At 67.9% G+C, this 24833-nt stretch carries 22 protein-coding genes, 1 tRNA gene and 3 pseudogenes; 11 read left to right on the forward strand and 15 right to left on the reverse strand.

Going from position 1 to position 24833, the window contains the following annotated elements; translation table 11 throughout:
* Window positions 1-164 precede the first annotated feature (164 nt).
* A complete protein-coding gene (gene rph / locus HHX40_RS27270; protein ID WP_182882868.1) occupies window positions 165-2771 on the forward strand; it encodes a rifamycin-inactivating phosphotransferase in 2607 nt (868 codons plus the stop codon).
* 53 nt (window positions 2772-2824) lie between these two features.
* Here the strand turns inward: rph and HHX40_RS27275 are convergent, their stop codons facing one another.
* Window positions 2825-3202 carry a DUF5997 family protein gene (locus HHX40_RS27275; RefSeq protein WP_182882869.1) on the reverse strand — a complete coding sequence of 126 codons (378 nt, stop codon included), beginning with the start codon at window positions 3200-3202 and terminating at the stop codon, window positions 2825-2827.
* A 55-nt stretch (window positions 3203-3257) separates the two neighbouring features.
* On the opposite strand from HHX40_RS27275, the gene HHX40_RS27280 reads away from it, so the two are divergent.
* Window positions 3258-3986 (forward strand): LysR family substrate-binding domain-containing protein, encoded by a 729-nt coding sequence (locus HHX40_RS27280; protein ID WP_310738309.1) that lies wholly within the window; start codon window positions 3258-3260, stop codon window positions 3984-3986.
* A 48-nt stretch (window positions 3987-4034) separates the two neighbouring features.
* On the opposite strand, the gene HHX40_RS27285 is transcribed toward HHX40_RS27280, so the two are convergent.
* A complete protein-coding gene (locus HHX40_RS27285) occupies window positions 4035-4427 on the reverse strand; it encodes an AQJ64_40280 family protein (protein WP_182882870.1) in 393 nt (130 codons plus the stop codon).
* Between the two features lie 354 nt (window positions 4428-4781).
* Between HHX40_RS27285 and HHX40_RS27290 the strand changes: the two genes are divergently transcribed.
* Window positions 4782-6518 carry a WD40 repeat domain-containing protein gene (locus HHX40_RS27290; RefSeq protein WP_182882871.1) on the forward strand — a complete coding sequence of 579 codons (1737 nt, stop codon included), beginning with the start codon at window positions 4782-4784 and terminating at the stop codon, window positions 6516-6518.
* A gap of 919 nt (window positions 6519-7437) precedes the next feature.
* On the opposite strand, the pseudogene HHX40_RS37200 reads toward HHX40_RS27290, so the two are convergent.
* Together HHX40_RS37200 and HHX40_RS27295 are read right to left on the reverse strand one after the other, a co-directional pair.
* A pseudogene (locus tag HHX40_RS37200) lies at window positions 7438-7656 on the reverse strand (IS5/IS1182 family transposase); the annotation flags it as partial.
* 70 nt (window positions 7657-7726) lie between these two features.
* Complete coding sequence (locus HHX40_RS27295) at window positions 7727-8110, reverse strand: helix-turn-helix domain-containing protein (RefSeq protein ID WP_310738310.1); 384 nt, start codon at window positions 8108-8110, stop codon at window positions 7727-7729.
* Window positions 8111-8198: 88 nt separating this feature from the next.
* Here HHX40_RS27295 and HHX40_RS27300 point away from each other — a divergent pair, with 88 nt between their 5' ends.
* On the forward strand, window positions 8199-8846 hold the full coding sequence (locus HHX40_RS27300; protein ID WP_182882873.1) for an NAD(P)-dependent oxidoreductase: 648 nt from the start codon (window positions 8199-8201) through the stop codon (window positions 8844-8846).
* Between the two features lie 62 nt (window positions 8847-8908).
* Here the strand turns inward: HHX40_RS27300 and HHX40_RS27305 are convergent.
* Both HHX40_RS27305 and HHX40_RS27310 read right to left on the reverse strand, forming a co-directional pair.
* A pseudogene (locus HHX40_RS27305) lies at window positions 8909-9190 on the reverse strand (transposase); the annotation flags it as partial.
* A gap of 56 nt (window positions 9191-9246) precedes the next feature.
* Entirely contained in the window at window positions 9247-9903 is a 657-nt protein-coding gene (locus HHX40_RS27310; protein WP_182882875.1) for a TetR/AcrR family transcriptional regulator, read from the reverse strand.
* 58 nt (window positions 9904-9961) lie between these two features.
* Between HHX40_RS27310 and HHX40_RS27315 the strand changes: the two genes are divergently transcribed.
* From HHX40_RS27315 to HHX40_RS38330, 3 genes are all read left to right on the forward strand, one after another.
* Window positions 9962-10792 (forward strand): SDR family NAD(P)-dependent oxidoreductase, encoded by an 831-nt coding sequence (locus HHX40_RS27315; protein WP_182882876.1) that lies wholly within the window; start codon window positions 9962-9964, stop codon window positions 10790-10792.
* 257 nt (window positions 10793-11049) lie between these two features.
* A complete protein-coding gene (locus HHX40_RS27320) occupies window positions 11050-11373 on the forward strand; it encodes a nuclear transport factor 2 family protein (RefSeq protein WP_182882877.1) in 324 nt (107 codons plus the stop codon).
* A 119-nt stretch (window positions 11374-11492) separates the two neighbouring features.
* Window positions 11493-11939, forward strand: a complete 447-nt coding sequence (locus HHX40_RS38330; protein WP_220499639.1) for a transposase — start codon at window positions 11493-11495, stop codon at window positions 11937-11939.
* Here the strand turns inward: HHX40_RS38330 and HHX40_RS27330 are convergent.
* A complete protein-coding gene (locus HHX40_RS27330) occupies window positions 11870-13000 on the reverse strand; it encodes a hypothetical protein (protein WP_182882878.1) in 1131 nt (376 codons plus the stop codon). The two genes, HHX40_RS38330 and HHX40_RS27330, sit on opposite strands and share 70 nt — an antisense overlap.
* A 780-nt stretch (window positions 13001-13780) precedes the next feature.
* Between HHX40_RS27330 and HHX40_RS27335 the strand changes: the two genes are divergently transcribed.
* Window positions 13781-15070, forward strand: a complete 1290-nt coding sequence (locus tag HHX40_RS27335) for a helix-turn-helix domain-containing protein (RefSeq protein ID WP_182882879.1) — start codon at window positions 13781-13783, stop codon at window positions 15068-15070.
* On the opposite strand, the pseudogene HHX40_RS38335 reads toward HHX40_RS27335, so the two are convergent.
* Window positions 15067-15219 (reverse strand): annotated as a pseudogene (locus tag HHX40_RS38335) (helix-turn-helix domain-containing protein); the annotation flags it as partial. The gene HHX40_RS27335 and the pseudogene HHX40_RS38335 overlap by 4 nt on opposite strands.
* Before the next feature lie 158 nt (window positions 15220-15377).
* Here HHX40_RS38335 and HHX40_RS37930 point away from each other — a divergent pair.
* A complete protein-coding gene (locus HHX40_RS37930; RefSeq protein ID WP_310738311.1) occupies window positions 15378-15911 on the forward strand; it encodes a tyrosine-type recombinase/integrase in 534 nt (177 codons plus the stop codon).
* 56 nt (window positions 15912-15967) lie between these two features.
* On the opposite strand, the gene HHX40_RS27350 is transcribed toward HHX40_RS37930, so the two are convergent.
* The 7 genes from HHX40_RS27350 to HHX40_RS27380 all read right to left on the reverse strand — a co-directional run bounded on the left by HHX40_RS27350 (window position 15968) and on the right by HHX40_RS27380 (window position 19154).
* Window positions 15968-16042 (reverse strand) — tRNA-Val (locus HHX40_RS27350).
* Window positions 16043-16057: 15 nt separating this feature from the next.
* Window positions 16058-17014, reverse strand: coding sequence for an ROK family protein (locus HHX40_RS27355; RefSeq protein WP_182882881.1), 957 nt, complete (start codon window positions 17012-17014; stop codon window positions 16058-16060).
* An 11-nt stretch (window positions 17015-17025) separates the two neighbouring features.
* Window positions 17026-17370 (reverse strand): hypothetical protein, encoded by a 345-nt coding sequence (locus tag HHX40_RS27360; protein WP_182876492.1) that lies wholly within the window; start codon window positions 17368-17370, stop codon window positions 17026-17028.
* 74 nt (window positions 17371-17444) lie between these two features.
* The gene (locus tag HHX40_RS27365) at window positions 17445-17900 is read right to left on the reverse strand and encodes a peroxiredoxin (RefSeq protein ID WP_111701640.1); all 456 of its coding nucleotides are present in this window, start codon (window positions 17898-17900) and stop codon (window positions 17445-17447) included.
* 72 nt (window positions 17901-17972) lie between these two features.
* Window positions 17973-18401 carry a DUF3052 domain-containing protein gene (locus HHX40_RS27370; RefSeq protein ID WP_182876494.1) on the reverse strand — a complete coding sequence of 143 codons (429 nt, stop codon included), beginning with the start codon at window positions 18399-18401 and terminating at the stop codon, window positions 17973-17975.
* A gap of 141 nt (window positions 18402-18542) precedes the next feature.
* Window positions 18543-18950, reverse strand: coding sequence for a secondary thiamine-phosphate synthase enzyme YjbQ (locus HHX40_RS27375; RefSeq protein ID WP_111701639.1), 408 nt, complete (start codon window positions 18948-18950; stop codon window positions 18543-18545).
* A gap of 9 nt (window positions 18951-18959) precedes the next feature.
* On the reverse strand, window positions 18960-19154 hold the full coding sequence (locus HHX40_RS27380) for a DUF1918 domain-containing protein (RefSeq protein WP_111701638.1): 195 nt from the start codon (window positions 19152-19154) through the stop codon (window positions 18960-18962).
* Window positions 19155-19686: 532 nt separating this feature from the next.
* On the opposite strand from HHX40_RS27380, the gene aceE reads away from it, so the two are divergent.
* Window positions 19687-22440 (forward strand): pyruvate dehydrogenase (acetyl-transferring), homodimeric type, encoded by a 2754-nt coding sequence (gene aceE, locus HHX40_RS27385; RefSeq protein ID WP_182882882.1) that lies wholly within the window; start codon window positions 19687-19689, stop codon window positions 22438-22440.
* Between the two features lie 189 nt (window positions 22441-22629).
* Window positions 22630-24504 (forward strand): S1 family peptidase, encoded by a 1875-nt coding sequence (locus tag HHX40_RS27390; protein WP_310738312.1) that lies wholly within the window; start codon window positions 22630-22632, stop codon window positions 24502-24504.
* Window positions 24505-24833: the final 329 nt, after the last annotated feature.

The following is a 24833-nucleotide window of genomic DNA, read 5'->3' on the forward strand; positions in this document are numbered from 1 at the left end:
TCGGTGCGGGTGCCGGAGGAGGTCGGGGCGGACCGCGCATGAGATGCGCACCACCACTCCCCTCCAGTTTCACTGTATATCAGATCCGCGGACCTCATGAGGCGCAAAAAATTGCTTCATACTGCCCGTTGCGAACCGATCCGACGAGCGATGGAGCAGCGGAAATGCGCTACGTGATGGGTTTCGAGCAAATCGACTCGGCGAATGTCGGGAACGTCGGCGGAAAGGGGGTGCACCTTGGGGAGCTCTCGCGAATCGACGGCGTCCGCGTGCCGGACGGCTTCTGCGTCACGACGGATGCCTTCCAGCGGGTCGTGGCCGAGGTGCCGTCGATCGACGCCCAGCTTGATCTGCTGTCCCGCGTACAACCGGACGACCGCGCGGCGATCCGCGCCCTGAGCGCGGACGTCCGCCGCGTCGTCGAAGACGTCGCGATGCCCGGCGATCTCGTGGCGGCGATCGGCGAATCGCTCGCCCGGCTCGGCGAGCAGGACGCCTACGCGGTACGGTCCAGCGCGACGGCCGAGGACCTGCCGTCCGCGTCCTTCGCCGGCCAGCAGGACTCGTACCTGAACATCGTGGGCCTGGCGGAGATCCTCCGGCACGTCCGGCGGTGCTGGGCCTCGCTGTTCACCGAACGGGCGGTGACCTACCGGCGCCGTAACGGCTTCGACCACCGGAAGGTACGGATGGCCGTGGTCGTACAGCGGATGGTGTTCCCGGACGCGGCCGGGATCCTGTTCACCGCGGACCCCGTGACCTCGAACCGGAAGATCGCCACCGTGGAAGCCGGTTGGGGGCTCGGCGAGGCGCTCGTCTCCGGCCTGGTCTCCGGCGACGTCTACGCGGTGCGCGACGACCAGGTCGTCACCAGAACGATCGCCACCAAGCCGCGGATCGTCCGGGCGTCACCCGGCGGCGGCACCCAGGACGCACCGGTCGAGCCGCAGCGGCAGACGCAGCCGGCTCTGACGGACGCGCAGGTCGTACGTCTGGTGCGGCTGGGCCGGCGGATCGAGGCGTACTTCGGCCGGCCCCAGGACATCGAGTGGTGCCTGGCCGGCGACGAGTTCCACATCGTCCAGAGCCGGCCGATCACCACCCTGTTCCCCGTCCCCGCGACCGACGACCAGGACAACCACCTCTACGTCTCCGTCGGTCACCAGCAGATGATGACCGACGCGATGAAGCCGCTGGGACTGTCCCTGTGGCAGCTGACGACCCCCCGGCCGATGCACGAGGCGGGCGGACGGTTGTTCGTCGACGTCGCCCCCGTCCTGGCGACGTCCGCGGGCCGCGCGAACCTCATCGGGACGCTGGGGAGGTCCGACCCGCTGATCCGGGACGCGCTGCAGACCGTCGTCGACCGCGGCGACTTCCTCCGCCTGATTCCCGACGAGGACGCCGGCCCCGCACCGGCCGGTGACGCGCCCGCTCCGATCGAGACCGATCCGGCCGTCGTCACCGAGCTGATCCGGAACAACCAGACGTCCGTCGCCACCCTGCGTCGCGAGATCCAGGGCCTCTCCGGCCCGGCGCTGCTCGACTTCATCCGCACCGACATCGAAGAGCTGAGGCGCCTTCTGTTCGACCGGCGGGGCTTCCAGGTGATCATGGCGGGGATGGAGGCGGCCTGGTGGCTGAACGACCAGCTCGAGGCATGGCTGGGCGAGAAGAACGCGGCCGACGTGCTCACGCAATCCGTCCCCCACAACGTCACGTCGGAGATGGGGCTGGCGCTCCTCGACGTCGCGGACGCGGTCCGGCCGCACGCGGAGGTCGTGGCGTTCCTGCACCGCGTCGCGGACGAGGGCCGGGAGGGAGACGGCTTCCTGGACGAGCTGGCCGGGCTGCCCGGCGGACGGGAAGCACGTGACGCCATCCGGGGCTACCTCGACGAGTACGGCATGCGCTGCACGGGTGAGATCGACATCACCAGGACGCGCTGGAGCGAGCAACCCGCCACGCTCGTGCCCAGCATCCTCGGCAACGTCAGGAACTTCGAGCCGGGCGCCGGCAAGCGGCGCTTCGAACAAGGACTCCAGGAGTCACTGCGGAAGGAAGAGGAGCTGCTGACGCGGTTGCGCGCCCTGCCCGACGGGGAGCAGAAGGCCGACGAGACCAAGCGGATGATCGACCGCGTCCGCACCTTCGCCGGATACCGCGAGTACCCCAAGTACGGCATGGTCAGCCGCTACTTCGTCTACAAGCAGGCGTTGCTGCGGGAGGCCGATCGCCTCGTCCAGGCCGGCGTCCTGCGGGAGAAGGACGACATCTTCTTCCTCCGGTTCGAGGAGCTGCGTGAGGTCGTGCGCACCGGCGCCGTGGACGCCGAACTCATCCTGGAAAGACGGGAGGCGTTCCGGTCGTACGAGGCGCTCACGCCGCCCCGGGTCCTCACGTCGGACGGCGAGGTCGTCACCGGCCGGTACCTGCGCGACGACGCCCCGCCCGGCGCGCTGGTGGGCCTCCCGGTCTCGGCCGGGACCGTCGAAGGCCGTGCCCGTGTCATCACGGACATGGCGCGGGCCGACCTCGAAGCGGGCGACATCCTGGTCACCACCTACACCGACCCCAGCTGGACCCCCCTGTTCGTCTCCGTCGCCGGACTGGTGACGGAGGTGGGCGGCCTCATGACGCACGGGGCGGTGATCGCGCGAGAGTACGGCCTGCCGGCCGTCGTGGGAGTGGAGCAGGCCACCCGGTTGATCCGCGACGGCCAGCGGATCCGCGTCCGCGGAACCGACGGGTACGTCCAGATCCTCGACTGAACCATCACGCCGAGATGCCAGGGGCTCGTCTCGGGGTAGAGACGAGCAGGGTCTCAGCCGTCGCGTTGCTTGAGGCGGAGCGCTTCCTTGCGGGTCTCGGCCTGGATGGCCCGCTCGCGCTCCAGCCACGGTGGGTTCTCCGCTTTCAGCGCCTCGATCTCAGCGGTGGTGAGCGGTCCGGTGATCCCGCCTCTGATCAGGCCGGAGATGGAGATCCTGAGCTTCGCGGCGATGACCTGCTTGGGGTGCGGGCCGTTGCGGCGCAGTTCGGTGAGCCAAGCGGGTGGCGTCGACTGCAACTCGTTCAGCTCGTCCCTGGAGACGACACCCGCCTGGAACTCGGCGGGAGTGGCCGAGAGGAGAACACCCAGCTTCTTGGCCGCGGTCGCGGGCTTCATCGTCTGGATGGTCTTCGGTCTGGACGAGGTCATGGCGCCAAGCGTAGTCAGTCGGAACGGGTTCCCCTGACATCGATACCCTGGGCAAGTGAATGATGGGGAGACCGGCAGGGTGTTCCGGCTGGCGTACGTGCCCGGGGTGACACCCGCGAAATGGGTCGGCATCTGGACCGAGAGGATGCCCCATGTGCCGGTCGACCTGGTCGCGGTTCCCGCCGCCGAGGTGGTGGACCTCCTGCGGGACGGCGGCGCCGACGCCGGCTTCGTCAGGCTGCCGGTCGACCGGAGCGGGCTCAGCGTGATCCCTCTCTACGTGGAGACCACGGTCGTCGTAGTGCCCAAGGACCACGCGGTGGCCGCCGTCGACGAGGTGGCCACCGCCGACCTGACCGACGACGAGGTGCTCCATCCTCTGGACGACACCATCGAGTGGACGGACCGGCCCGGGCTGCCCGCGTTCACCCGCCCGGCCACGACGGCGGACGCGGTCGAACTGGTGGCGGCCGGCACCGGGCTCCTCCTGGTCCCGCATTCGCTGGCGCGCCTCCACCACCGCAGGGACCTCACGTACCGGCCGGTGCCGGACGCGCCGCAGTCCCAGGTCGCGCTGGCCTGGCCCACGGACGCGACCACCGACCTGGTGGAGGATTTCATCGGCATCGTCCGCGGCCGGACGGTGAACAGCTCGCGGGGTCGTACCCCCGACTCCCAAGCAGCGAAACCGGCACGGCGGCAGGCACAGAAACCCGTACAGAACGGCTCCGGCCGCCGTGCCGTACCGGCCAGCCGTAAAAGAAAGGGCCACCGGCCTCGGTGACCTCGCCCGCGCTTTCCCTGCCGTTCGCGCGAGGCGTGGGTCACGCCGTCATGTCCCCTCACGCAAGGCGTTCGCGCGAGCGGCCTCCGCCTTCTCGCCCAGCAGGTAATGCACGTTCGTGCCCGGCAGAGTGGGCAGCTCCGCCCAGTGGGTGATCGGATCGTCGAATTCCAGCGTTTCATCACGATCCCGGCCGTAGGGCAGGCGGACGACACCATCGGAGTCGACGAAGCAGTCGCGGTACTCACGCCCGTCCTCGGCGAAGTGACGGGTGGTGAAGTACATCGGCCTCACCAGCCAGAATTCCTGCCCGGCGCCCGGATCGCGCTCGTCCGCATCGTCGGACGCGAAACGGCCCGTGATCGCGGCGGCCACGGGCACGCCGTCCCCCGGCAGCCTCTCCCGTGAGTCCACCCACTCCACCTCCGCGCGAATGCCCATCCCGGCTCCGATCTTCTGTCAGGTACGGCCATCCTGGCATTCCCGCCCTTGTCCCGCCCGCTCAGCGCCGGCCTCAGCTCCTACTCACTCGATGTTCGCTGGGGGAAAGCCCTACCGTGATGTGTCGAACCCTCCGTTTATGGGGAGCTGCTGAGGTTGAGTGCGATTCGCAGGCCTTTGTTGCTGGTCCTCTGCCTGCTGCTGGCCGGACCCGCACTCCATGCGTCAGCGGCTGGACCGCCGAAATGGCCGTACGCGTCGAAACCGTGCGAGGAGACGGCCAGAACGCCTGTTCCTCGCTCGTTCGGGCCTCCGGTGGCCCTCGGGGGTGACGGGCACACCAATGTGACGGGGGTGGCCATCGGCCTGCTGGGGTCGCGTCCCGTCGCGGTCAGCGCCGGGGACGAAGGCAGTCTGCGGGTCTGGGACCTTCCGACCCTCGCCCCGATCGGAGAGCCGGTCAAGGTCGGTGGACCGATCAGGGCGATCACTACGAGTTCGTTTCCGGAACACCCACTGACGCTGTTCGTCAAGGTGGGCCGTTCAGAAAAGACGATCATCGTACGACGGTTCCAGGGGCAGCCGCTCAGAGGGACCAGCGGGGACGCCGAAGGTGCCGCGATCGGCCGCCTGAACGGTCGCACCGTGAAGGTCACCGCTGGTGACGAGCTCCACGTGGTCGACGCGGGGACCGGGCGGGAGATCGGGCCGCGCATCCTGCTGGGAGAGGACAACGGAGTCAACGCGCTCGAACTCGTCACTCTGCACGGCAGACTCACCGCTGTGGTCAACGACAACGGCGGTGACGAGAACGAACCGGGACCGGATCCCCTTCGTTTCGTGGACCTGGCCAGCGGTAGACGACTCGTGGGAATCGACGGTGATTTCACCACCGTGCGAAACGCGAGGGTGAACGGGAAGACCGTACTTCTGACCGTCAACCGGCCCGCGGGCAGCATCTCCATATGGGACCCCGTCTCGCGCAAGCAGATCGGGCTCCTGCCCGGCAATCCACCGGCACCCAGTGCTCTGGGCGGCGAATCCTACGGATTTTCGCGGCCGGCCTTCATCGAGGTCTCACTGGCCGTGGGAGAACTGGCCGGCCGGCCGATCGCGATCACCGGAGGCGGTGACAACACCGTCCGGCTCTGGGACCTCGGCACCGCCCGGCAGCTTGCCGCGACCGTTCCGCCCGGTCACACCGACTCCATTCTGGCGATCGCGGTCAGCGAGTCGGCCGGCCGACCGGTGGCGATCACCCAGGGCTGGGACGGCCAGACGATCCAATGGGATCTCGCCACGGGTCGGAGGGTCGCCGCTCCACCGCCAGACACCTACGGCTCCCTCGAAGACATCCCGGCCGATCGCCTGCGTGATCGCACTGTCGTCGCGGACCGAGCGGGAGGCGGACGATTCCGGGATCTCGTCGCCTCCAGCCTGGAGGAGGCCCTCCGCACCAGGGACGAAAGGACAGCGCCGTGGGTCACCCAGGTCGGTGATCGCACCGTGCTGTTCGGCAGGGATGGAGCCAGAGCATGGATCAAGGACCTCGCCACGGGTGCGGGAATCGGAGCCCCGGTGAAGATCGGTGCCACTACTCCGCTACAGCTCACGACTCTGGCCGAAATCGACGGCAGGCCGGTTCTCCTCGTCAGCCTGAAGGGAACGACCCGCATTCTGGACTTCCAGAGCGGCCACCTCCTCGGCGAGGTGAGCGGGGTCAGCTCCAGTGAATCCCCGATCGCGGTGGCCCGCGTACGCTGTACGACCGGTGTCCTCACCAGACGCAGCGGTCGCCTCTATTTCTGGGATCTGCGGACCGGTCGCAGACTGACACCCACTCTCCGGGGGCATGGCACACGCGTCCTCCAAATCCTGACTGGACGGCTCGGCGACATCCCGATCGCGGTGACCGCCGCCCTGGGCGGCGAAATCCGTGTGTGGAACCTGCTCGACGGACGGCAGATCGGCGATCCGCTAAGGGCTCACAACCGGTTGGTCGTCATGGCGCTCGGCTACGTCAACGGGCACACCGTCGTGCTTGCCGGGGGAAAAGCCGAGAAGGTCTTGATGTGGGATCTCGGTCGGTAGGCATGCGACCAGGAGGCATCTGAATCATCCGCGCTGCCGCCGACCCGTCAACATCTGGCGCCCGGCCTGGCGGAAGCGCGACGCCTAGACCGCCGTCGCGCCCATCTCGTCGGCCACCTGCCCAGGGTTCAAACCCAATCAGGTCCAAGTATTGGGCGTAGCCCGGCCCAAATGAGGTCGGTGAGGACCGTCAGAGCGACTGAGCTCGCTCGGCCGGGCAGCCGCATGAGAGGCGAAGTGCCGTAACAGGAGCCCCAGGTTGCTGGTATGGCCCCTCTTTTGCACTGCTTGCCATCGCTCGTAGACAGAAACGTCAGGCAATTCACGGGCTGCACAAAACCGGATGCTCAGATCGCAATACCCTACCTACTCTGCATGCGATTCCTGGACCTTGACGACGTATCCGACACCACAAGATCGAGGGCGGGGAGGAACCGCGGGTTCTCGCGCGGGTGACGTTGCCGGCCGACGCGTCACTCACCCTCCGTTTCAGCCTTGATGGGAGCGGCCGATACCTGCTCTACGTGCACCGATGGCGGGGCTTTCGAGTCGATCTTGCCGATGGTTCGACCACGCCGATGCCGATCAAGACCGATGAGCACCCCGGCGAGGGCGACTCCCCGAACGCCGCCTGGTGATGACCCCATCCGAGAGCCATCGCGCGGGCAGCGGTCGACGCGGTCGCCAAGCAGCTCACCGCGACCTGGCATGCGTGGGCCACAACAGCGTGCGCACCGCGATGTTCTGCCAGCACCGCAAGGCGGAGGCAGACCACAAGATCGCGCAAGTCCTACCGGCCGAGGCGAGTGGTCACTGACGTTTTCTCAGTGCAGATCACTTCCAAGTTGCATTGAGGACGAGTGCGGCGCGGGCGATGTCGCCGATCCGGCTCGGGCTGAGAGTGAGGTGTTTGAGTGCGGGGAGCGGACAGGAACTGCACATTGCCTCCAAACGCCTTGTGTTTCTGGCTGAACCACAGGTCGTTACCGTTGTCGCGGACGCCCGCCAGGCAGTCGGAGGCGATGAGGGTGCCGTCCAGGATGACGTGTGTCATGCCTTCCCGCCGGCAGTGGTCGAGCACGTCGTGCAGGTCCGGGGCCTTCTCGGCGAGGATGCTGATGCCTTCGTGCAGGTAGCGCTCACGAGCACTTCACAGCCCCCGCGAAGATCATTTCGCTGAGAAACCTCACTAGCTCGCCCGGAAAGGCTCAATCCGCGCGGTCGTAGGCTTCCTGCGACGCTGACACGTCGCCGAGGTGTGCGATCGACCACTCCTCCAGCGCGCGCAGGGGCTCGCGCAGGGAGCGGCCCGCCTCGGTAAGTGCGTACTCGACGCGGACAGGAACTTCGGGGTAGACGGTGCGGCGCACGATCCCGTCCCGTTCGAGGCCGCGGAGAGTCTGGGTGAGCATCTTCTGCGAGATTCCCTCAATGCGTCGGCGCAACTCTGAGAAGCGGGCGCTGCCGTCCCAGAGGGCACCCACGATGAGCACCGTCCAACGGTCGCCGATGCGATCCAGGATGTGGCGGGTCGGACAGTCCGCGCGGTAGGGGCTACCGCGGAGCACCGACTCGCCCTGGGTGGTTACCACAAGGTGCCTTCTTCCGATAGGAGAGCTGCACTCATACGGTAATCGCAGAGCGTCGTCCGACGCCATCCGACCCATGGAAAGGCACCTCGTGTCTCGCATCACCGTCATCGGCGGCACCGGCTATGCCGGTTCTGCGATCGTCGCGGAGGCCGCCGCTCGCGGTCATCAGGTCACCGCACTGAGCCGCTCGCTCCCCGACGCGCCGATCCCGAACGTGACCTATGCCCAAGGTGACGCCACCGACGAAGCAACGCTCTCGGCAGCCATTGAGGGTGCGGATGTCTTGGTGGCCGCACTCGCCCCACGCGGCCCGCTGGCCGGTATCTTCCGCGACGTCTACCGCACCCTCGCGCGTCTGGCAGATGGCGCAGGCGTACCCCTGTACGTCGTCGGCGGCTACTCGTCGCTGCGCCCTGCGCCCGGGGCGGCTCGCTTCGTAACCGACCTCAGCGACATCCCGGCAGAGCTTCATGACGAGATCCGCGCCGGGGCGGCGCTCATCATCGAGGACCTCCCAGCTACGCCCGCGACACTCGACTGGGTCTTTGTGAGCCCCGCGCTCAGGTTCGGCGCACATGTGCCCGGCGAACGACTCGGCCATTATCGGCTCGGCGACGACGTCGCAGTTCAGCCCGAGGACGGCGGCGCGATCTCCGCCGGCGACTACGCCCTCGGGTTCGTCGATCTGATCGAGAAAGGCGACCACCACAGGGCACAGGTCAACATCAGCTACTGATTTCCGGGCGAGGTGGTGGTCACCTTCCGGTGTCCTAGACGGCATACGGGTACGGCAACTGGCCACGGATAACGGTCACTCACATCCTGGACGGCCTGGACCTGCGCGAGCAGATGCGCCCAGGTTCCGCCAGCTGACCAGCGGCGATGCCGCTTGTACACCGTCAGCCACGGCCCGAAGCGTTCTGGCAGGTCCCGCCATGGCACTGCGGTCCGCGTCCGATACAGCACGCCGTTGATGACCTTGCGGTGATCACTCCACCTGCCACCGCGTGTTCCCGCGGGTGGAAGCAACGGCTTCAGCCGCTCCCACTCCGCGTTGGTCAAGTCCCCTCGGCCTCCCACACCCACCAGGGTGGGAGCCACACCGTGATCACATCAGGAGATCCGAGAAACAGGACCTAGCGGGCCAGGCGGTCCAGCAGCTCGCCGAGCAGCGCGCGTTCGCCAGGGGTGAGGTCGCCCGGGTCGTTGCCGACCAGCGCACGCAACGTCAGTGCGGCGCTCGCACGGGTCGCGGGGGCGTCGGCGGAGGGAGTGTGCAGGACTCCGGCCAGCGCGGCCTCGCGGACGCGTCCGGACAGCCTGAAGTCCGGCTCCGGCTGGCTGATCAAGGTGAGCGTGATGCCGACGTTGGCGGCAAGCACCTGTTCGGCGGCATCGTCTGCTGGCACCTTGAGCAGGCCCTGGGCGGCGGCGGCGGTCAACCGCTCGCGCAACGCGGCGTGCGCTGGAGCGGTGACGGCGCAGGGCTTTCCCGGCTCGGCGCGGCCGTAAAGCAACCCGTAGAACGACGGGTGCTCCAGCCCGAACCGCACGTGCCTGTCCCAGCCCTCGCGCAGGTCGTCCAGCGGGTCGCCAGAGCTCTCGACCGCGGTGTACTGGGTGAAGCCGTGGTTCAGCACAGCGTCGATCAGGCCCTGCTTGCTGCCGAAGTGGTGGTACAGCGTCGGGGCCTGCACCCCGGCGCGTTCGCACACCGCCCTCGTGGACACCGTGCCGCCGCTCTCCAGCAATTCCGCCGCGACGAGCAGGAGTCGATCCCGTGCGTTCTGCATGCTTGCTACAGTAGCCCATATAGCGCTACATTGCTTGGTATAGCGATAGGAGAAGCCCATGAGGACTTGGTTCGTCACTGGCGGGACACCCGGAGGGTTCGGCCTGGTCTATGCCGAGGCTGCACTGAGACAGGGCGATCAGGTGGTGGTGACAGCACGTCGGCCATCTGAACTGCAGGAATGGGCTGAACCGCACGGCGACCGTGTGCTGATTCTCCAGCTCGATGTCACCGATGCCGAGCAGGTGCGTGCGGCGGTCAAGACGGCAGAGGAGCGGTTTGGCGGGATCGACGTGCTCGTCAACAACGCGGGCCGTGGCTGGTTCGGCTCGGTCGAGGGGGCCCCCGACGAGACGATCCGCCGCACGTTCGACCTCAACCTATTCGCCGTGGTCGAGGTGATACGCGCGGTCCTGCCTGGTATGCGGGCACGCGGCGACGGCTGGATCGTGAACATGTCATCGGTGGCAGGCCTCGTCGGCGCACAGGGGTTCGGCTACTACTCAGCGGCGAAGTTCGCGCTCGAAGGACTGTCGGAGACACTGCGCCATGAAGTTGAGCCGTTCGGTGTGCGCGTGCTCGTCGTAGAGCCGGGAGCGTTCCGAACCAAGGCTTTCGCCGGCTTCCAAAACGAGCCCGTCAACGAGACCGTCGATGCCTACGTGCCGCTGGTCGAGGGCGTCAAGGCGGCGTTCGTGGAACATAACGGCAAGCAAGAGGGTGACCCCGAACGCGGAGTGCAGGCCGTGATCAGCGCGATGAACGCACCCGTTCCGCCGCAACGGATCGTGCTCGGCAACTCTGGCTACGACGTCGTTGTTGCGATGCACGAGAACGCACTCGCGGAGCTGCGCGCGAACGAAAAGCTCTCGCGCGGTGCGGACTTCTAAGCCTGTTGCCGGAACGTGAGGAGCCTCGTCGGGGTGGATTGAGTTACCACACACAACCGACCCGACGAATCCTTCGTCAGTATGCGCCCCGCGCATGTCTATGCCGACTTGACCCCTGCTCGACACCTCGAGCTGGTCACCGCGCTGCACGGCCTGTGGTGGATCGCCGTCCGCATCGTCATCGTGCTGCTGAGGTGCTGCAGGAACGTACCAGGACGCGCCCGCGTCCTGTCACCCGAGAAGACCGGAGAGCAGAAATGGACGACATCACCCTTCCCAAGGCTGTCGAGAACTTCATCGCGGCCACCAACGCGCACGACGCGAACGCGCTGGCCGCGGTCTTCGCCGACGGGGCCACCGTGCGCGATGACGGGACGACCTACGTCGGCGAGGCCGAGATCCGCGAGTGGATCCAGGGGCACCTGATCAACCCCAAGATCGTGATCACGCCGACCTCGTTCGCGGGCGACCGTCTGGTGGCCTCCGGGGACGGTGAGTTCCCCGGCGGGCCTCTGTCCTTCGCGTTCGTGTTCGGCATCAAGGACGACCAGGTCACCGACCTCGCGATCGACCCCGTCTGACTCATCACAGGCCGGGGTGGCCTGAGGGCTGCCCGGCCATGAACAGGGGACCAGCCATGGGCACCATGGACGAACTGATCAACCCGACAGTGGTGACGCAACTAAGGCCTGGCTGACAAATGATCACGGTGGATGCGGCTAGACAATCGCTCGTGGTGCGACGAGGCGAGCTGACCGACAAGGCCTGGCAACGGATCGAGCCCCTGCTGCCCGAGACGGACGGCAGGGGACGGCCCTGGTGTGATCACCGCGAGGTTATCAACGGGATCTTGTCGCGGTTGCGGAGCGGATCGCCCGGGCGCACCTTCCGTACATTTCAAGGCGGCCCGAAGACGGGCCGCACGCGCCGCCGTCACGGCAACGCCGTCGCCTCCCGCTGGCGCTCCCGGCGGCCGGCCTCGGCCAAGACCCCGAACGCCCCTGGGGCACACCCGCCGCCATCCGCCGTTCCGATGTCGATCAACCCCGACACCTACGTCGGAGGCCGGTCAGCTCTTTATTCCTGTCTCCGGTTCGAGGAGAACATCGACAGAAACTCCTTCGCCACTTCCAGCGGATCTTTGTAGTGCGGGTTGAGCAGCACGAAGAGAGTGGTCACCACCCATGCGACCGCAACCACTGTGGCGCCGTCACGGTAGGCATCCCACCAGGCGGGCATCGGCATCCGGCCGGCCGCCCACACGGCCGCCGGGACCAGCAGTCCCACACACACGAGGCGGAGAGTGCGGACCAGGAAATTGAGCACTCCCCTCGTCGTCACGTGTGGTTCGTTCTTCGGCAGCGGGAGGTCCCCATAGTCGGCATATATGATCACGAGGGCCAGTTTCCTTAGGTTCTCCTGGAGCACTGCCCTGGTGGCGCCGGTGGCGAGGATGGCGTCAAGTTCGTACTCCCGCACCGCCTGCGCCGCCAGCCTGCACCGCGACCTGAGCATGTCGTGACCGGCCCGGCGGGAGGAAGGCAGGACAGCGGGGAGGTGCAGGCGGATCAGATGGGAGATTCGACCGAAAATCTGGGACAGATATTTTCGCTCGTCCGGTCCCCGATGGGGTGTCGCGGACATCGTCTCCAGTGCCCATAGGATCTGCCGCAACGCGATGGCCTCGGGCCATCTGCGGTTTATCAGGATCTCCGCCATCAGTTGCAGGGGGACGCCGACCAGCACCACGAGCAGCATCGAGATATAGTAGGAGGCGGAGGTTATTCCCGCCTCCATCCACGGGAACGGTCGCGACGCGATAGAGACTACACCGCCTGATAAGGCCAGGCCTATCGCCAGAAGCATCAGGCCTATAAAGGTAACGAATATGAGTGAGATCAGATACATCGCCAGATGCTTGAACGTGCGCACGAGGCCCGCGAACTCTACGGCTCCCGGGATAACGGCCGCGATGTAGAGACAGCTGAATGACCCTATGAATCCAAGGTCGAAGACTCGGATGCCGACTACGAAAGGCACCGCGAGGACAATCGCCATACACGGGGTTATCACGATCGCGAACGCGCGGGACTTGGCCCGTTCGCTGGCTCCATATTGCCTCGCGAGTTCGGTGAACCTGGCGAGCCCGTCCCCGGCGAGGGCAGCCTGATCGTCCAGGACCAAGCGGCGCGACCGATAGAACGCCATCACCGCGTTCCTGTATGCAGGGGAACGCCGACGCGGACGGATCGGTCTGTCAGGCAATGTCCGTGCAAACCTCATCGCGCGCATGGCCAGGTGCAAGACTCTGGCTACGGGCACCTCCAGGTCCCTCTGCCAGGTATCTGACGCCTGGCTCGCCCACTGGCGGATCGCGTCTGTGACATTTATCGGTCCCGTGGGCTCGGGACGACCGCCGTGGCCGGCCGCGCCGCAAGATGAACCGGCGGCCCCACGGTCGGCTGGGAGACCGCCACCTGCTTGGGCTGAGCGATCAGCCGGCGCAGTCCCTCGGGTGGTGGGTGCTTTCTCCGACATAGCCGAATGGTCGCAGAGACCTGGCCCCGAGTTCCGGCTGTTCGACGTCTCCGGTGGGGCCTCGGCAGGGCGGACCACCACCCCTGGTGGGGCGAGGCCGGCAACCGGTATGAGGCCGGGATGGCGCTTAGGCGCGCCGCGCGGGGAGAGTGACTACCTCGACCGAATCGGCCAGCTCCACATGAGTGGCGACCTCCCGCACGCTTCGGCAGTACGCGATGTGATAGCCGAGGTGCCGGACGCGGTACCGGGCGAGGCCGTTCAGGGTAACGACCTCTACCTCCCAGCCGTCCACGCCGACCCACCGCATAGGGCTGATCGTAGAAACAAGCAGGTCAACGGCAGTTAAAGTGCCGGCCAGTTCGCGGTGAGGCGATGCGGCTCGATTGTGGCTACGCTGCACTGACCGTTCTCCGTTCCAGCCGCCTAGAGGCTCTCCTCGGTGGGGCGTTGATCACGACGGGTGAGTTGGCATTTCAGCACCTCGCGCTACTCGTGGCCGGGCAGATCCCTGAAGCGGAAGACCTGGACTATAAACGGGACTTGTACGAGGGGAACGACAAAGGCAAGAAGAGCCTGTGCGGTGACGTCGCCGCGCTCGCCAACACACGTGGAGGTGTCCTCATTGTGGGCGCCGACGAGGACGATCAGGGCCGTGCCGCTGATCTACCGGGAGTGTCCCTGTCGGATGACGAAGTGACACGGATGACCTCCACGCTCGTCTCTGGCCTTGCGCCCCGGCCACGCTTCGAGATCATCCCTGTGGAGAACCCCAACCAGCCAGGGGCGGGTTGTTACGTCATCGCTGTCGCCGCAGGTCCCCAGTTCCCGTATGGCGTTCTGATCAACGAGGGCTACCGTTACCCCCGCCGCACCGGCACGACGACCGGCTACATGGCCGAGCCCGAGATCGAGACTGCGTACCGGCGCCGCGACGCTGCCCGCAGGGAGCAAGAAGACCGCTGCGCGCAGATCGAGAACCTTATCCGTGACCGGCTCAGCGACGACGACACATGGGTCATCGTTTCGCTCGTCCCGGATCAGCCAGGTGAACTCGTCATCGACGCGCCGACCTTCTCGGCGTTCAGGGCAGCCCGCCAGGGAACCAGACCGCTCATCGGGTATCCGTACGCCTGGCAGCGGGTGAGGCTCGGGCATCGCCGTTTCCTGCTGGATGCCTCGTTTAGAGAAGGGCGGACCGCTCACAACCTGGCTGCCGATCTACATACGGATGGTGCTGGTGTCATAGCGGTGGCTGTATCACTCTTCCATCACAACCCTGATACAGGACCTCTCCGAATCAGCGATGAAGGGTTGGTCGTCGCGATCCTGGCCGGCCTACGCTTCCTCGGCAACCACGCGCGCGAAACCGCCGGAGCTTCGGGCGCTGCAGCGCTGCAGGTTTCCATGGCGGGCCCGCTTGGACGAGAGTGGGCGCTCTACCACGACCGCAACCACGGGTTCCCAGGTGCGCTCAGCGAGTCTGTCAATCAGATCGACATTCGGCTGGCTCAGGCAGCGGCGCCACTTGACTCCCTCCAAGATGGCCAGGGCCTGGTTGCCGCCGCGGCGCTTCTGTCGGCCGAGATCTTTCAGGGGTTTGGAGTTCCGGAGGCCTACCAGATCACCTACGCCGGCCAGGTTCGCCGTCGCTACTGGTCTCGGCAGCCTTTCGGCAACCTAATGACGGCTTGGGCCGAAGAGGCTGGTGTCGAGATATCCGACGAGCAGGCTGGCTAGGGGGTCTCCTCGCCTGCGTCTACATCGCCCGCCCCGGCGGCTCCTAGTCCGAGTTCTGGAATATAGCGGTACAGCGTCGCCCGGGACACCCCGAGAAGCTTCGCGATGCTTGACTCGGTCTCCTCGGGATGGGTCAGCAGCCGCCGGGCCCGAGCGAGCTCATTTTATTCGACTCGCCTGATTGCTTTGATATTTTCGGCAGTTGCGAGAATTAAATCACGGATCAAGAGCAAGGCCCCTTCGCACATCCGAATCACTTCTTCCAAGGAACGTGGTTTACGTTCCGGCATCGCACGAGGAATGTCGGGTGGAAGTAGATCAAGACGGTGCGCCACTTCGTTTCATACGACGAGAAGGCCAAGGCCTGGCGCCGGTCACCGAGGCGGGATGGGATCACAGCGAGTTCGCCCTCTACGTCTGGCGTTCCGTGAGAAAGAAGGGCGACACCAAGACTCCGAAGTCCCGTCGCAGCCTGGCCCTGCCCAAGCGCTGCGTTGAGGCGTTGAAGGCACTGAAGTCGGCTCAGGACGACGAGCGCGAGCTGGTGTTCTCGACCGAAAGCGGCTCGCCCGTGTCGGCGCACAACATGCGCCGCGACTTCCGGAAGGTGCTCGACAGCGCCGGCCTGACGGGGAAGGAGTGGGCGCCCAGGGAGCTGCGGCACAGCTTCGTGTCGCTGCTCTCCGACCACGACATCGCGCTCGAAGACATCTCGCGCCTGGTGGGGCACTCCAACACGGTGGTCACGGAGACCGTCTACCGTCACCAGATCAGACCCGTGATCCAGGAGGGCGCGACCGCGATGGACGCCATCTTCCCGCTTGCCGAGCGGGAGTCTTAGTCAAGCAGTTTGACAAGCGGGCCCCGTCTCCGATTTTGGGGACGGGCCGTTTTCGCTGGTGGGCGGTACTGGGTTCGAACCAGTGACCCCTCGCTTGTAAGGCGAGTGCTCTACCGCTGAGCTAACCGCCCGGACCGGTCTACACCTTACGACACGGACCCGCCTCTGAGCACATCGATAGGCCAGTCCGCGCCCACGTCATGTTCCCCCGCCGCCTGCCAGCCAAGCAGGGCCGCGCCGAGCATGCCCGCCCGGGTGCCGAGGGCGGCCGGGCGCAGGGGCGGAGGCTCCTGGAAGGTCAGTCGTCCCGCCAGCCGTTCCCGCAGCGGGTCGAGCAGCGCCGCGCCGGCCTCCGAGAGGCCGCCGCCGAGGACGATCAACGCGGGGTCGAGCAGCAGCACGTACGACGCGAGGGCGATGGCCAGGGCCTCGATCGCCTCGCCGAACACCTCGGCGGCGGCCGCGTCCCCCGCGACCGCGAGTTCCACCACCTCCTTGGCGGTCGCCGTACGGCCGGAACGGGCCGTGAAGCGGCGGGCCAGGGCCGAGGCGGAGGCGTAGGTCTCCAGGCAGCCGATCTGCCCGCAGGCGCACTTCTCCCCGGCGGGCCAGACGGGCGCGTGCCCGATCTCGCCGCCCCAGCCGCGCGCCCCGCCGTACGGCTCGCCGCGCAGCACCACCGCTCCGGCGATGCCGGTGCCGATGGGCAGGAACAGGAAGTCGGCGACGCCGCGCCCCGCGCCGAACACGCTCTCGGCCAGCCCTCCCGTACGGACGTCGTGTCCGAGCCGCACGGGCACGCCGGAGGGCACGAACGCCTCGGCCGGCACGTCCCGCCAGCCGATGTTGGCCGAGTAGACCGCGGTGGCGGAGGTGACGATGCCGGGGACGGCGAGACCGACCCCGGCGGGGGGACCCGCGTACCGCGACCGCCCGAGTCCGGCGATCTCGCCGACGTAGGCGCGCACCGCCTCGACCACCGCCTCCGGGCCGTTCTCCCGGCCTGTGGGACGACCGGCGAGGACGGTGACCTCGCCGGTCCGGGTGACGAGCCCGCCCTTCATCGAGGTGCCGCCCACGTCGAGCGCGACCACGTACGTCACGGGCGGATGTGTCACGGGCGCCCGAGCACGCGGCTGAGCGCGGCCTCCACCTCCGCCGCCAGGCCGGACGGGCCCGGAGACCCGGTAGCTCCCGGCGGGCCGGAGGAGCCGGCGGCGACGAGGGGCTCACCCGCGCGGGCGAGCCGTATCTCTCCGCAGGAGCGGCACTCGATCTCTCCCAGGCGGCAGATCAACGCGATCGAGCCGCACGAGGCGCACGTGTCGAGGTCGAGGTCGTGCACACGCTGGCAGTCCGGGCAGACGAGGACCTGCGCCTCGCGGCGTACGGCGCGCTTCCAGGGGCTGGCGCCGCGGACGGGGTCGATCTGCCGGGCCCCGCACCTGTAGCAGGGCATCGTGGCCTCCAATGGGGCGAGTTGGGGGGGACGGAACCGTATATGTCAATGCCCGGAGTCAGGCGATGAAACGATCAGACTGCCGCGAGCGCCTTGCGATACTCGTCGAGGTCGCGTGCGGAGCCGATCGGGTTGACGACCTTCCAGCGCACGACGCCCTCGGCGTCGATGACGAACGTGCCCCTGAGGGCGAGCCCCCTGTCCTCATCGAGGACACCGTACGCCCGTGCGACCTCACCATGGGGCCAGAAATCCGACAACAGAGGAAACGTGAAATTTTCCTGGTCGGCCCAGGCGCGCTGGGTGAACATCGAATCGACCGAGACCGCCAGCACCTGGACGTCCGCGGGCAGGGAGCCGGCGAATCCGTCGCGGATCGCCGCGAGCTCGCCGTGGCAGACGGGGCTGAACGACAGGGGGTAGAAGACGAGCACCACTCGCCTGCCCCGCAGGTCGGAGAGCCGTACGGGGACGCCGTGCTGGTCCTTCAGCGCGAAGTCCGGAGCCCGCTGCCCGACCTCAACCGTCATGAGCAGTCCCTCCCAGGTGTCCGCCCATCAGCCTGCCGTACGGCATCCCCGAACCGTACGGCAGGGCGACGCTCAGCGGCGGGCCTTCGGGGCGACGAGCCTCGTGCCCGACCAGTCCCTCGCGGCGCTCACGCTGCTCGTCTGGGAAAGCCCGGCGGTCGCCGCGTCCTCACCGATGTCGCTGGGCTCCACGTGGCCGTCGCGCCCCGCCTTCGGGGTGAGCAGCCAGATCTGGCCGCCGTCGGCGAGTGCCGTCATCGCGTCGCTCAGGGCGTCGAAGAGGTCTCCGTCCCCGTCGCGCCACCACAGCAGCACGACGTCGACGACGTCCTCGTAGTCCTCGTCCACCAGCTCGTTGCCGGTCAGGTCCTCGATGGACTGGCGCAGCGCCTCGTCGCAGTCCTCGTCCCAGCCGACCTCCTGCACCACCTGACCGGCTTTGAGGCCGAGTCTTTCGGCCAGGCCGCGCTCGCCTTGCGCCTGACCCGCGGTCGCGCTCACGTTCATCCCTCCTGCTTGGGGTGACCCCGCCCATGTCTGCGGTTGTCGCGGCTCATTGAGAGCCATGCTTCGGCACAGTCCACACGCTGCGACCGGTCGTCGTCAACGGTCGCCACGACGGGTGACCCGCACCGTTATCTCTTAATCGGTCAAAAACGACAAACGGACCCGCCTGTCGGGGTTGTCGACGTTGAGGTCGACCAGGGCGACCGACTGCCAGGTCCCCAGCGCGAGACGGCCCCCCAGGACGGGAACCGTGGCGTACGGCGGAATGAGTGCGGGCATGACATGCGACCTTCCATGCCCCCGGGAGCCGTGGGCATGCCGCCACCGGTCGTCCGCTGGGAGCAGGTCGCCGAGCGCGGCCAGCAGATCCTCGTCGCTGCCGGAGCCGAGCTCCAGCAGCGCCACGCCCGCGGTCGCGTGCGGGACGAAGACGTGCAGCAGCCCGTCTCCCCCGCAGTCGCGGACGAAGCCGGCGCACTCCTGTGTGATGTCGTGTACGCGCTCCCGCGCGCCCGTCCGCACCTCGATCACCGTCGATTTCACACCGTGATATTACGATCCACGCTGAGCTGCGACGACGACGGCGTCCGGCCCGGGGAAGACGAGCGCCTCGTGCCCGTCCTCGAACCGCACCAGGAACGGCGGGCCGCCCTCGGGACCGCGGACCTCGATGATCTCGCCGTGCTTCTCGTGCTCGCCGACGACGGCGCTGTGCACCACGAGCCGGTCCCCTACCGCTGCCTGCATCTCGCTCCTCCCTCTCTCCAGAGCCTGGTACGGCTATCGCCGCCTGGAAAGGGGAGAAACCCTGCCCTCCACAGAGGGTGGGACAACTCATACCAAAACGTTACGTAAACCCACAGACCGGCCGGGGCCTTCCCCATGACCGGGGCGAACGCCTGGGACGGTGCCCATCCACCCCTCGCCGGGCCCGTACCGGCCGGCCCGGGTGAAGCGGCGCAGGAGGGGGTAGGGGGCAGCGGACGGCGCCTGGGGTGACCAGGGGGAACGTCGCTCGTACGCTCAGGGGGAAACCCCGGGGCAACAAGGAATGTGCAGTCTGCGAAAATCGTCCTACCATCGGTGGTCTAGGCCAAGCCGCACCCGCTGCCAGCGGGGACGACTCGGTTACCGGGAAGTAGAGATGCGCTTTCCGGTGGGACGAGACAGGATGGAAGACGACCGCAACGCCGCGACCAAGCGCTGAGCGCATCGCTGCAGGCAACACCGACGTAACAGATCCGACGAGACCAAGTCCATTCTCGGAAGGCGAGACCCAGTGGCTTCCGGACGCCAGCGTTTTTCGATCATCAGTGACGGCCTACCCAGCCAGTTGCCTGATGTCGATCCGAGCGAGACCAACGAATGGCTCGAATCGCTCGACAACGTCATCAAGACCGAGGGCCGCACCCGCGCCCGCTACCTGATGCTCCGGCTGCTCGAGCGCGCCCGGGAACACCAGGTCGGCGTACCCGGCCTGCGCAGCACGGACTACATCAACACCATTCCCCCCGAGCGCGAGCCCTGGTTCCCGGGAGACGAGTACGTCGAGCGCCGCATCCGGGCCTACATCCGCTGGAACGCGGCGGTCATGGTGACCCGGGCGAACGCGCGGACCAACGTCGGCGGCCACATCGCCACGTACGCCTCCGCCGCGTCCCTGTACGAGGTGGGCTTCAACCACTTCTTCCGCGGCAAGGACCACGGGGAGTCGGGCGACCAGATCTTCATCCAGGGCCACGCGGCCCCGGGCATCTACGCCCGCGCGTTCCTGGAGGGCCGTCTCGACGCCGCCCAGCTCGACGCGTTCCGCCAGGAGCTGTCCCACGGGATCAAGGGCCTGCCCTCCTACCCGCACCCCCGGCTCATGCCGGACTTCTGGGAGTTCCCCACGGTCTCGATGGGCCTCGGCCCGATCGGCGCGATCTACCAGGCGCGGTTCAACCGCTACCTGCTCAGCCGCAAGATCAAGGACACCAGCCGCAGCCATGTCTGGTGCTTCCTCGGCGACGGCGAGATGGACGAGCCCGAGTCGCTCGGCGCGATCGGCGTGGCCGCCCGTGAGGAGCTCGACAACCTCACCTTCGTCATCAACTGCAACCTGCAGCGGCTCGACGGTCCGGTACGCGGCAACGGCAAGATCATCCAGGAGCTGGAGTCGTACTTCCGCGGCGCCGGCTGGAACGTCATCAAGGTCGTCTGGGGCCGCGACTGGGACCCGCTGCTGGCGGCCGACGTCGACGGCGTGCTGGTCAACCAGATGAACACCACCCCCGACGGCCAGTTCCAGACCTACTCGGTCGAGTCGGGCGGCTACATCCGCGACAACTTCTTCGGCGGCGACCCGCGCCTGCGCAAGATGGTCGAGCACATGTCGGACGACGACATCCGCAAGCTGTCGCGCGGCGGGCACGACTACCGCAAGGTGTACGCCGCGTTCAAGGCGGCCCGTGAGCACGTCGGCCAGCCGACCGTCATCCTGGCCCAGACGATCAAGGGCTGGACGCTCGGCAAGGACTTCGAGGCGCGCAACGCGACGCACCAGATGAAGAAGATGAGCAAGGCCGAGCTCAAGGAGTTCCGCGACCGGCTCTACCTGCCCATCCCGGACAAGGACCTCGACGCCGATATCCCACCGTACTTCCACCCCGGGGAGAACAACGAGGAGATCGCGTACATGAAGGAGCGCCGGGCGGCGCTCGGCGGCTACCTGCCCAAGCGGGTGGTCCGCGCCAAGCCGCTCAAGCTCCCCGGCGACCCGGTGTACGCGGGCCTGCGCAAGGGCTCGGGCAAGCAGAACGTCGCCACCACGATGGCGTTCGTCCGCCTGCTCAAGGACCTCATCCGCGACAAGGAGATCGGCGCGCGGTTCGTGCCGGTCATCCCGGACGAGGCCCGCACCTTCGGCGTGGACGCGATGTTCCCGACCGCCAAGATCTACTCGCCGCACGGGCAGACGTACGAGGCGGTCGACCGCGAGCTGCTGCTGTCGTACAAGGAGTCGACCGAGGGCCAGATCCTGCACGAGGGGATCAGCGAGGCCGGCTCGATGGGCTCGGTCATCGCGGCCGGCAGCTCCTACGCCACGCACGGCGAGCACATGATCCCGGTCTACATCTTCTACTCGATGTTCGGGTTCCAGCGGACCGCCGACCAGATGTGGCAGCTCGGCGACCAGATGGGACGGGGCTTCCTGCTCGGCGCCACGGCCGGCCGCACCACGCTGAACGGCGAGGGCCTGCAGCACGAGGACGGCCACACCCCGCTGATCGCCTCGACGAACCCCGCGGCCGTGTCGTACGACCCGGCGTGGGCGTTCGAGATCGCGCACATCGTCAAGGACGGCCTGCGGAGGATGTACGGGGAGCGGCCCGAGGACGTCTTCTACTACCTGACCGTCTACAACGAGCCCTACCCGCAGCCGGCCGAGCCGGAGAACGTCGACGTCGAGGGCATCCTCAAGGGCCTGTACCTCTTCGCTCCCGCCGCCGGCGAGGGGCCGAAGGCGAACATCCTCGTGTCCGGCGTCGCCGCCCCGTGGGCGCTGGAGGCCCAGCGGATGCTGGCGGAGGACTGGGGGGTGTCGGCCGCCATCTGGTCGGCCACCTCCTGGAGCGAGCTGCGCAGGGACGCCCTCGCCGTCGAGGAGCACAACCTGCTCAACCCCGACGCCGAGCAGCGGGTGCCCTACGTCACCACCAAACTGTCCGGCGTGCCGGGACCGTTCGTGGGGGTCAGCGACTACATGCGCGCCGTCCCCGACCAGATCTCCCAGTGGATGCCCGGCGACTGGTCCTCGCTCGGGACCGACGGGTTCGGCCTGTCCGACACGCGTTCGGCGCTGCGCCGCCACTTCCACGTGGACGCGGCCTCGATCACGCTGGCGGTGCTGACCCAGCTCGCCCGGCGGGGCGAGGTGAAGGCCGAGACGCTGCAGGAGGCCATCGCCCGGTATCACCTCAAGAACGGGGTGACCGAGGTGACGGCCCAGCAGACGCCGGAGACCAACGACACCCAGTCCATGGGCGTCTGACGCGACGGCTGACGCGACAACGACGATCGACGGCCTCCGCCCCCGGCGGGGGCCGTCGGCGTGTCACCGGCGCGTGCGCGACGACCGGCCGCTGTGTGGCAGGCTTGCAGTTGGCTTCCGGGAGGGGTTCCAAGCAGTCCCAAGCCACCTCCAAGCAAGAAACAAGACCAAACCTCCACGATTGCTGCCGTGGATGGAACGTTCAGAAAATATCTCGGCAGACTGACCGGAGGGATGGCCGCGCTGGCGGCCGTCGCCGTGGTCGTCACCGCCGCTCCCGCTTCGGCAGACACCGCAGACGAGGTGCCCGTGGGCACCAAACTGGCCGCGCGCACGCACCCGGCCGTCCAGCTCACCAGCCTCACCTACTCGGGTGAGGTCGTCGTCCCGACCAGCCAGGTCAAGCAGGGACCGTTCCAGCAGCTGGTCGACGAGGCCACCCAGGCGGTGATCTCCGGCAAGATCCCCTCCGACGAACGCAGCATCGCCAAATTCCTGTTCCAGCGCATGGCGGCCGACGTCGACCGGTACCTCCAGCCCGTCACCCCGGAACGCACCGCCAAGGCGCAGGTCGGCGGCATGTGCACCGGCTGGTGGGTGACCCCCGACGGCTACATGGTCACCGGCGCGCACTGCGTCGAGATGAGCGACGACGAACTGACGCAGACCTTCGCGCAGCAGGCGCTGCAGAAGTTCAACAAGCAGGACGCCAAGGAGATCATCAACGGCCTGCAGGGCATCGAGGCCGACAAGGAGCTTCTCGAACTCGCCCAGCAGGTCTACGTCACCTTCAACACCAACCACCTGCAGATCCGCGGCCTGCAGAAGAGCCTGTCGGTGCTGCAGAGCCTCCCCGGCGGCGGCGTCGACAAGACGGCCAAGGAGGTCCCGGCCGAGCTCGTGTCGGTGGGCGAGAGCTACCCGGGCAAGGACTTCGCCCTGCTCAAGGTCAACGGCCAGCAGAACCTGCCGACGGTCCCGCTCGGCGACGACGCGGACGTGCAGACCGGCAACACGCTCTACATCAGCGGATTCCCCGGCCTGGTGACCAACACCCCGTGGTTCAGCGTCGAGTCGAAGCTCGACCCCGCGCTGACCGAGGGGCCGTACAACGCCAAGCGCACCACGCAGGAGGGCGTGCCGTACATCCAGACGCAGGCGCCCTCCTACCACGGCAACTCCGGCGGCCCGGTCTTCAGCCGTGCGGGCAAAGTCGTCGGCATGCTGATCGCCGGAACCGTCAGCGAGAACGGCGAGGCGTCGGAGAACGAGAGCTTCGTGCTCCCGGTCTCGGTCATCAAGGAGAAGCTCAACGAGAAGAACATCAGGCCCTCCGCGTCGATGACCACGACGAAGTACAACGAGGCGCTCGACGACTTCTTCCTGCGGCACTACAAGGACGCGCTGCCGAAGTTCCGCGAGGTCCAGGCGTTGTTCCCATCGCACCCGTACGTCGCGAAGTACATCACCGACTCCCAGCAGGCGATCTCGTCGGGCAAGGACGAGACCCCGCAGCCGATGTGGGTGTGGCTCGCGATCGGCGCCGGCGCCCTGGTCGTGGTCGGCGGCGGCCTCCTGCTGCTGCTCGTGCTGCGCAGGCGCGGGAAGGCGCCCGCCTCCCCGCAGGGCCAGGCGCCCACGCCCTCGTACGGCGGGGGCCCCTTCCCCGGCCCGAACGGCGCCTCCTACCCGGCGCAGGTGGGCGGCGGCTACGGACAGCAGCCGGTGAACGGCCAGGTGCTGCCCCAGGGCTGGCAGCCGCAGAGCCTGCCGCCGGCCGGCGGCGACGCCCAGCGCCCCGGCGGCGGCTACGAGCCCCCGCGTCCCGGCGGGTACGACACCCAGCGGCCGGGCGAGGGTGCGGAGCCCCGGCGGCCCGACGGCGCGACGCAGTACGTGCGCCCCGCTCCCTCGCCGTACGCGCAGCAGCCGGCCCGCCCGCAGCCGTCTCAGGCCGGCCCGGCGCAGGCCCCCGCGGGCGGCGACGCTCCCCAGGTCGCCGACCTGGAGCGGGAGATCGCCGAGCTGCGCCGCCAGTTGCAGCACCGTCAGCCGGACGCGTGACGCGCCGGGCAGGAGGGCGTCTTCCCCACGCCCTCAGCTCCGCCGGGCACGCGAGGTGAAGCCTCCGCCGGCCGTCCGCACGGGCACCCCGTGCGGACGACCGGCGAGCCCGCCCGGCCCGTCCGGAAGGCGCGGCCGGGGCGGGGAAGGGCCGTCCGTGCGCCCTTGACGGCCCGGAGGGGAAGGACCCGGGGGGAAAGGCGCCGCAGGGGAAGCACGGGACGAAGTCCCGGCGGGCGTCCGGACGGCCTCGGTACGCTCCGGCCGGTCTCACCGGCCGTCGCGAAGCTCACTGATTCGGCACTCACTCACCCGTCACTGTCGGCCAC

The sequence above is a fragment of the Microbispora sp. H10949 genome (assembly GCF_014161435.1).
GTDB classification, from domain to species: Bacteria; Actinomycetota; Actinomycetes; order Streptosporangiales; family Streptosporangiaceae; genus Microbispora; species Microbispora triticiradicis.